This is a genomic window from Mesorhizobium silamurunense (genome assembly GCF_014843825.1).
GTDB classification, from domain to species: Bacteria; Pseudomonadota; Alphaproteobacteria; order Rhizobiales; family Rhizobiaceae; genus Mesorhizobium; species Mesorhizobium silamurunense.
In genome coordinates, this window is the sequence record NZ_JHQR01000015.1 from 1 (window position 1) to 8944 (window position 8944).

Annotated in this window: 6 protein-coding genes; 5 read left to right on the plus strand and 1 reads right to left on the minus strand. The window is 58.3% G+C overall.

Annotation, left to right across the window (positions count from 1 at the left end):
* The 5 genes from DH10_RS01660 to DH10_RS01680 all read left to right on the plus strand — a co-directional run.
* Nucleotides 1–1029: ABC transporter substrate-binding protein (locus tag DH10_RS01660; RefSeq protein ID WP_246811455.1), on the plus strand; the 1029-nt coding region annotated here is incomplete at its 5' end.
* Nucleotides 1030–1166: 137 nt separating this feature from the next.
* The gene (locus DH10_RS01665) at nucleotides 1167–2384 is read left to right on the plus strand and encodes a serine hydrolase domain-containing protein (RefSeq protein WP_192384107.1); all 1218 of its coding nucleotides are present in this window, start codon (nucleotides 1167–1169) and stop codon (nucleotides 2382–2384) included.
* Between the two features lie 250 nt (nucleotides 2385–2634).
* Nucleotides 2635–3702, plus strand: a complete 1068-nt coding sequence (locus DH10_RS01670; protein WP_192384108.1) for an ABC transporter permease — start codon at nucleotides 2635–2637, stop codon at nucleotides 3700–3702.
* On the plus strand, nucleotides 3684–4883 hold the full coding sequence (locus DH10_RS01675) for an ABC transporter permease (protein ID WP_192384109.1): 1200 nt from the start codon (nucleotides 3684–3686) through the stop codon (nucleotides 4881–4883). The genes DH10_RS01670 and DH10_RS01675 overlap by 19 nt, the downstream gene beginning before the upstream one ends.
* A 10-nt stretch (nucleotides 4884–4893) precedes the next feature.
* Nucleotides 4894–7041 (plus strand): dipeptide ABC transporter ATP-binding protein, encoded by a 2148-nt coding sequence (locus DH10_RS01680; RefSeq protein ID WP_192384110.1) that lies wholly within the window; start codon nucleotides 4894–4896, stop codon nucleotides 7039–7041.
* Nucleotides 7042–7351: 310 nt separating this feature from the next.
* Here the strand turns inward: DH10_RS01680 and DH10_RS01685 are convergent, their stop codons facing one another.
* Nucleotides 7352–8635 (minus strand): ATP-grasp domain-containing protein, encoded by a 1284-nt coding sequence (locus DH10_RS01685; protein WP_192384111.1) that lies wholly within the window; start codon nucleotides 8633–8635, stop codon nucleotides 7352–7354.
* Nucleotides 8636–8944 lie beyond the last annotated feature (309 nt).

Consider the following 8944-nt stretch of genomic DNA (forward strand, 5'->3'; position numbering starts at 1 on the left):
TATCCCGCGCTGATCGTTCACCGTGACTATGAAAAAAACGGGTCGGACCTCGTTGCCCATCCGGTAGGCACGGGACCGTTTGAACTAGTGTCGTGGGATGTGAGCCAAAAGGCAGTCGTGAAGCGTCGAACAAACGGAAGCTGGTGGGGCGGTGAAGCCTACCTGGACGAGGTGCAATTCATAGACTACGGCAGCGATCCTTCCGCGCTTCTGAGCGCTTTCGAATCAGGAGAAGTAGACGCGAACGAAGGGACGGATACCAGTTTTGTTAACATCTTAGATAAAATTGGCTTGGTGAAGTCTGAAGCGAAGACAGCCACTACTATAGTGTGCCGTGCCCACGTCACTACCAAGCCGTACGATGACCAGCGGGTGCGCAATGCACTGCAGTTAGCGGTCGACAATAGTGCTGTGCTGCAGATTGCTTATAATGGTTATGGCATCGTTGCTGCGAATTATCATGTCGCGCCATTACATCCCGAGTTTTACCCGGTTCCGGAAAAGAAACGGGATGTTGAGGCTGCCAAGCGACTTATGACTGAAACTGGTCAGATGGAATACGAGCACGACATCATCAGCAGCGACACGGAATGGCTTAAGGGCACGGCCGACGCTATTGCTGCGCAACTGCGCGAGGCCGGGTTCAAGGTGAAGCGTACGGTTATTCCCGAGTCCAGTTTCTGGAACGGGTGGTTGAAGTATCCACTTTCCGTAACAAATTGGAACATGCGGCCGTTGGGTGTGCAGACTTTGGTGCTTGCCTATCGCAGTGGCGCAGCCTGGAATGAGACGGCGTGGTCAAATCCGGAATTCGATAAGAAACTCGACGCGGCGTTGACGGTACCAGACCCACAGAAGCGCAAGGCGCTCATGCAGGATATTGAAACGCTCCTGCAGGATTCCGGTGTGCTTATTCAGCCTTATTGGGTTGCGGCGTTCCATCACTCCACCAAAAAGGTGAAGAACTACTACATGCATCCGGTAGGGGAGACAGAACTCAGTAAGGTCTGGCTCGACCCGAGTGCGTGAATTTGGCCACCTGCTGGAGGCTCAAGTTATGAAGACGCAGTCTTCGCTTACATCCGTTCAGAATAGGCCGCAGCTCTGCTAGACCCCTGCATTAGCGGCCATTCTGGCATTGAAGAGACTGGAAGGCTGGAGCATTTATGGCACAATGTGAACTGCAGGCACCTCTCGGCAACGCGACAGAGGGTGTGCTTGAATTCGACGGACAGCGGTACCTCGACGGCCGGGCGTCGGATCCAAGTGTACTCGGGTGGATGCGCGGTGCGCCGCCGCCTGCAGACAAGCGCATCACGTTCGACGCCGGCACTGTCTTCGCTTTTCCGCAGAGCCGCTGGTCGTTGTCGCATATGCGCGAGCTTCGGCCGACCATCAATGTGTGGCGCGGACAGGACGGGCCATCACTGCTTGAGCGCAGCGACATGTCCTCTGACATCGACCTAATCACCTTCGCCGATACGGATGGTCGAACCCGACGCTTTGACGAGGCGCTATTTGACACCTACGCGGACGGCATCGTGGTTCTGCATCGGGGTCGCATCGTCTACGAGCGCTATTTAGGCGCGCTTGAGCCGCACCTGCCACATTCGTGCCAATCGATCACGAAGTCGTACACAGGAACGCTGACCGCGGCGTTCGTGCAGGAAGGCGTGCTCGACCAGTTGAAGATGATCCCCCATTACCTGCCAGAATTGCGAGGAACCGGGTGGGAGGATGCCACGCTTCGCCAAGTAATGGATATGCAGACTAGCTTGGAATATGTACAGGACGTCACAAAGATAGACGAGTCATATACGTGCGACTTTCTGCGCACGGTGCGCAAGCAAGGCGCCCACGGCGAGTTCGCATACAAGAACGTTAACACGAACGTCATGGCCTGGGTCATGGCGCGCGTAACGGGCCGCTCATTCGCGCAGCTGTTGCACGAGCGCCTGTGGGCGCCGCTCGGCTGCGAGGAGGACGGCTACATCGAGATCGACCCGACGACCGGCGCGCCGAGGGCCGCTAGTGGCCTCAACACGACCCTGCGCGATCTCGCGCGCTTCGGCGAGATGATCCGATGCGAAGGAACGTGGAACGCAAAACAGCTCGTTCCGGCGTCTGTCGTGCACGACCTGCAAGAGGGCGACCGCTTCTCCAGGCCGCAACTGCCCTTCGGCTACACGTACCGTAGTCAATGGTGGATTTCGCACAACGAGCTTGATGCTCTCGAAGGTCTCGGCCTCTACGGTCAGAGCCTGTATATCGCGCCAAAGGCGGAGATGGTAATCGCAATCTTCGCGTCGCACCCCGCGTCCGCCCACATTGACCGAATTAGGGTGCCACAGATGCTGGCACTGGGGCGGACGCTGCGCGCGTAACTCCATCAATTGGGTGTCAACCTCGAGGTTATTTTCCCCGGCGCGCGGGTATTTGCATAGATCGGAAATGAACTGTCGATCCTCCAACGCATAAAGTGCAGTGAGGTTCGCCGCGGCTCATCAGGTCGCGGAAGATGCAGCCTCACGCCTTTAGCCTACTCGGAGCAGTCGATACGAGGAGTTGTCCTTCGATTCGTCTTAACCCCGCATGAAACTGCAAAACACGGGATCCATAATTGGGGAAGAAGCCATGCTGAGTTTCGTCTTGCGCCGTTTCGGTGTCATGACCCTGACCATGTTGAGTCTGACGGTGATCGTTTTCTACATGGTTAATCTCGAGCCAAATCTGCGCAAGTTGGCGCTCAACCAAATCGAAATGCGCTCGTCAGATGAACAAATAGAAAGCTGGCTGGCCAGGGAAGGTTACCGGCAGAATTTCTTCGTGCGCTACGGGCAGTGGCTGGGCGTCGTGCAGAAGCAGCCGACACTCGATGCTGCGACCGGTAAGGCGGTGCCGCGCTTCAGCTACTGCGGCGAGCCGGCCGAACCCTTCTACGGCGGCATCTTGCAGGGCGACTTTGGCTGCTCGACCAAGTTCAGGACCGCCGGTTCCGCAAAACTTTTCTCGGCGCTGGTGGCCACCGGTAAGCTGATGTTCTGGGTGATGGCGACAGTGGTGCCTATCTCGCTCCTGATCGGCATTCTTGCCGGCATGCGCGAGGGCTCGCGAACGGACAGGACGCTTTCTGTCATCTCGATCGCGACGACAGCCACCCCGGAATACGTCTCAGGCGTCATCTTCACCGTCATCTTCGCCTCATGGCTCGGATGGTTGAACGGCTCGGCGGCGTCGGCGACGGAGCAAGGCCTAACCTTCTACAACTTCAGCCTGCCGGTGATGACGATGGCTATTTACGATATCGGATACATCGCCCGCATGACGCGCGCCTCGATGGTCGAAGTGATGACGCAGCAATACATCCGCACTGCGCGACTGAAGGGTTTGTCCTTCTCCCACGTGGTCATCAAGCACGCGCTGCGCAACGCGCTGATCACCCCTTTCACGGTGATCATGCTGCAAGTCCCGTGGCTGCTTACCGGCGTGGTAATCGTCGAGACAATGTTCCGCTACCAGGGTTTTGGCTTCACGTTGAACGAGGCGGCGGGCAACAACGACATCGACCTCTTGCTAGGCTGCTCGCTGGTATCGGTGGTCGTCGTGCTGGTCACGCAGCTGATCTCCGATATCGGCTACGCCTATCTCAATCCGCGTATTCGCTGCAATAGAGGAGACGCAGGATGCAATTTGATACCATAGGGGGGTTCGCGATTACCGTGGACGTCCTCGGCCGATTCTGGCCGGTCTGGATCGCGATGGCGATCTGTCTGGCGCTCAGCTTCGGCTTCCGCAACAAGCTTGGGCTCTACGGTGACCTGTTCAAGATCGGCGTCGGGGTCGCCGGCGTCGTCATCTGCCTGTTCTGGCTGTTCACTGCCATCTTAGCACCCATCATCGCGCCATTCGATCCCCTCAACCAGGTGGCGGCCATGAAGGACGCGCTGCCGGGGACCGCCGTGCCTGACGGCAGTGGCATCTACTATTTCGGCGGCGACATGCTCGCCCGCGACGTCTTTAGCCGCATGGTCTACGGCAGCCGAATCGTGATGCTGATCGCGCCGTTCGCAACCGCCTTCTCGCTGATTGTGGGAATCGGGCTCGGCCTACCAGCGGGCTACTACGGCGGTAGGGTCGATTCCGTTCTGTGCTTCCTCGCCAACCTGGTGTTGGCCTTCCCCGTCATCCTGATGCTATACCTGCTGGTGACGCCCGAAATCCGTCAGCTTTCGTTCGACAACTGGTTCAGCGAGGCGACCGGCATCGGAGTGTCTATCCCGCGGTCGCTCGCGGCCTTGATCTTTCTTTTCACGACCATTTTTTTCCTGACCCTGTTCTCCACGCGCTTCAAGGACCGGCCCGACCGGTACTACCTGCTGATCGGGCTGACGATCCTGATCGGCTGCTGGATCAATGCTGGCCTCGTCTTCGACGCCGATCCGCTCGGCATCGTTCATATCGATCCGAACCAACTCAACATTTTCGTTGCGGTGGTGCTCGGTTCCTCGCCCGGCCTATTCCGCATCGTGCGTGGCCTGGTGATGGACATCAAGACGCGTGACTACGTTGCTGCCGCCCAGACGCGCGGTGAATCGGTCTGGTACATCATGCTCTGGGAAGTGCTGCCTAACGCGCGCGGCCCGCTGATCGTCGACGCTTGCTTGCGTGTTGGCTACACTACCATCCTGCTCGGAACGCTGGGCTACTTCGGTTTGGGGGTTCCGCCCGAAAGTCCGGACTGGGGGACGGCGATCAAGGACGCAAGCCGCCTTCTGCGTGCTTACATTCATCCCGCGCTGCCGCCGGCTCTCGCGCTGTTGTCCTTCGTGCTCGGCCTTAATCTCCTTGCCGACGCTCTTCGCGAACAATCGATGAAAGACTGAGACGCCGACCATGAACGAAGCTGTCAAAGCCACGAACGTCGCAAGTGCGCAGCCCATCATCGAGATCGAAAATCTGTCGATCTCCTTCTTCACCAAGAAGGGCGAGATTCCGGCTGTCATGGACTTTTCCTGCACGGTCATGCCCGGCGAAGCCATGGGCATCGTCGGCGAATCCGGTTGCGGCAAGTCGACCGTCTCACTCGGCATCATGCGCGACCTCTCCAACATCGGAAAGATCGTCGGCGGCAAGATCAAGTTCCAGGGCAAGGACATGGGGGAACTGTCCGACGAGGATCTGCGCGCCATCCGCGGCAACAAGATCGCGATGATCTACCAGGAGCCGATGGCCAGCCTCAATCCGGCGATGAAGGTCGGCGAGCAATTGATGGAAGTGCCGCTAATCCACGACAAGGTGTCGAAGGAAGAGGCTTACAGCCGAGCGCTCGACATGGTGCGCTCGGTCAGGCTGCCCGATCCCGAGCGCATGATGCGGTCCTATCCGCACCAGCTTTCCGGCGGCCAGCAGCAACGCATCGTCATCGCCATGGCGCTGCTGTCGAAGCCGGCGTTGCTTCTGCTCGACGAGCCGACGACGGCGCTCGATGTGACGGTCCAGGCCGGCATCGTCGACCTGGTGAAGGGACTCCGTAAGGAGTTTGGCACGTCGATGATCTTCGTGTCGCACAATCTCGGCCTGATCCTCGAGACTTGCGACCGCATCACGGTGATGTATTCGGGCGAGGCGGTGGAGACCGGCAAGATCAAGGACGTGTTCGACCGGATGCGCCATCCCTATACGCAAGGGCTGTTCCGCTCGATCCCGCTGCCCGGCGCCGACAAGAATTCGCGGCCACTGATCTCGATCCCCGGGCAATTGCCGCTGCCGCACGAGCGGCCGAAGGGTTGCAATTTCGGCCCGCGCTGCCACCATTTCGTCGAGGGCGTCTGCAACGCCGCCGAGATCCCGATGATCGAGGTCGAGGGTCACGAAGGGCATTTTTCGCGCTGCGTGCGCTTCAACGAGATCGACTGGGAAGCGCTGCCTCCGGGCGCCAAGAAGGTCAACGAGCGCGTCGTGCCCGGCGCGCCGGTGCTCAAGATCGAGGATCTGAGGAAATACTACAAGGTCGGCGGCAGCGAGGTGTTCGGTTCGAGCGAAGGCCGCGTCGTCAAGGCCAACGAAACGATCTCCTTCATGGTGCGCGAATCCGAGACGGTTGCGATCGTCGGTGAATCAGGCTGCGGAAAGTCGACGCTGGCCAAGGTGCTACTCGGCCTGGAAACGGCGAGTTCCGGCAGTGTGACGCTCGGCAACAAGGAAATCCAGTCGACGGGCATCGAGAAGCGCAGTGTCGAGACCGTGTCGTCGATCCAGATGGTGTTCCAGAATCCGTTCGATACGCTCAATCCCAGCCACACGGTCGGCTCGCAGATCATCCGTACGTTGGAAAAATTCAATGTCGGCAACAATGTCGCCGAGCGTCGCAAGCGGATGCTGGAACTGCTCGACCTGGTGAAGCTGCCGCGAGCGTTCGAGACCCGCAAGCCGCGTCAGCTGTCAGGCGGGCAGAAACAGCGTATCGGCGTGGCGCGCGCCTTTGCCGGCGATGCCAAGGTGGTGGTGGCTGACGAGCCGGTCTCGTCGCTCGACGTGTCGGTGCAGGCGGCGGTCATCGAACTCCTGATGGACATTCAGCGAAAGAACAAGACGACGATGCTGTTCATCAGCCACGATCTGTCCGTCGTTCGCTACATCGCCGACCGCGTCGTCGTCATGTATCTCGGCTACATCGTCGAGCAGGGTACAACCGACCAGATTTTTTCTCCGCCCTATCATCCCTATACCGAGGCGCTACTGTCGTCGGTTCCGATCGCCGACACAAGCGTGGTCAAGAAGCACATCGTGCTCGATGGCGACATTCCTTCGCCGATGAACCCGCCGTCCGGCTGTCCGTTCCAGACGCGCTGTCGCTACAAGAAGCTGGTTCCAGGAGATCTCTGTGAGCGCGAGGTACCGCCGACCAGGAAGATGCTGTTCGGCCACGACATCAGGTGCCACCTGCCGGATACGTTGTTCGCGGCGATGGAACCGGTAATCAAGCTCAGTGCCAAGCTCGAAGACGAAGAGGCGGACGTCGGCGAGACGGAATCGGAATAACGGGCAACTCCGCAATCAGTCGGCGCGTCTCAGCCTATTCGAGGCGCTATTGACGCGCCTACGTTCTGTTCCTGCTCCTGCTCATGCAGAGGGTGAGCACCCCCCAAGCCTTCTTGCGTGGGAAATGCGACTGTGCTTGAGCATGAAGGCGCTGCTCTTCGAAAACAGTTCGTCATTTACAAACACGATTTTCGGTCGCGGATGTAATTTCCCTACTGTGGTCAATAGCATTTTGTTGCCAAGAAACAAAGATAAGCCTCGTCGACCTGCGTCTCTCGCTTACTCTCAATTGCTTAATGTTCGGCAACGATCACCTCGTACCTGGGGGCACCCCCGTTGGTGCAGAGGCGTGAGGCGTCCCGCATTGTTCCTGTTGGCCTGTGGTCGGAAATGGTGTAATCGACCAACCGATCATGTTGACGGCATGCTGAAGTATGGCCTTTGCCTGAGCAAGGTCCGATGAAGCGGCCATAACATATCCGATCCAGTCTCGGTAATCGCCTTTCCTGATGATCGGCGTCTTGGGTTTGACATACAATCTCACCTCGGCGACACCTGGTAGAGCAGCCGCCTGACTGGCCCCACTGATCCAGTCCAGGGTGCCATCGCGATCAGGAATTAGGCACCGCACGGCTGCAGTCTGCGAATGCTTTCTGCGCAAATCCCAATCCTCGCCGATCACGAGCTTGATGTGCTCTGCTGGGAGATCGATACCATGAGCCGCCTGAATTGATGGAGCACCGGCACTAAGGCGCGGATTGACTTCAATGACGACTGGGCCACGCTTCGTCCACCGGAGTTCGATGTTCGTTGGCCCCCAGCCAAGGCCGAGAGCTCGCAAACAACTCAGCGAAACATCGACGATACGCCTATGCTCCTCATCAGTCAGCACGGCAGGAAAGATGCTCTCACGAAAGACGAAATACGGTGGCGGGCCGAACTCAGCGGTGGCAATCCCAATGACTTCACTTCCCATTATATGAGCGCAATAATAGGGGCCCTGCGCGAATTCTTCGACCAGTATCCTCGGCGAACATGGCCATATGTGCCCACCGCCCAACAGATAGGTCGTCTGTTCGGCTAACTCATCGACGTTGCGGCACAATCGGACACCGCTGCTGCCACTGCCTACCACTGGCTTAAGAATTACCGGCAGGCCGATTTCCGCGGCAGAGCTCTCTACCTCCATCGCAGTCGCTGCCACGCGATAAGTAGGTATTGGAACGCCGGCCTTTGCGAGGAGCTGACGTTGAGCGTATTTGTCGCAGCATCGTTCAATGGATGCAGGGTTCGGTCCCGGTAGATCCAAATACCGGCAAAGCTTGCCAATTGTCGCATAGAGCGCCTCCAGGGAGGACGTAATGCCAGCAATGTCATAAGTGGCCCCTAGACGTGAACATTCACGGATCAGCGCTTCGAGGTTGTCTGTATCGACACGGATTACGTCAATTCCTTCCGCCGCAAGATAGTCGTACCGCGCTGGATGAGCCGACAGGGTAATTGGATGAAGACCAAGACGCTGGGCCGCTTGGATGTAGCTGAGACCAGTACCCGTTGGGTCGCCTTCGATCAGAATGAGTGCTCTCGTTGCCATTGGTTGGTGATCCTGCTTTGCTGTTGTGCGGTCAAAGCCTATCGGGGTCCGCTCGTTTAGCCGTGCCGACCGTCCACGACATGAATATCGGCCGGCTTCTGCCGCCTCACGATGAAAGTTTCAAAAACCGTGCCAACTACGCAGTATGAGCCTCAAAAGATCTTCTGCAGGTTCTTCAATCGCTTAAATGAGAGCGCGAGAAGTCAGGCCGAACACCACCTTGTGGCGAACAGGACAAACCCGACAGGAGGAATCTGTTGCTCCGGCGGCATAGTCGGGCTCTGGCCGGTGACGAATGCAGCCTCCTCG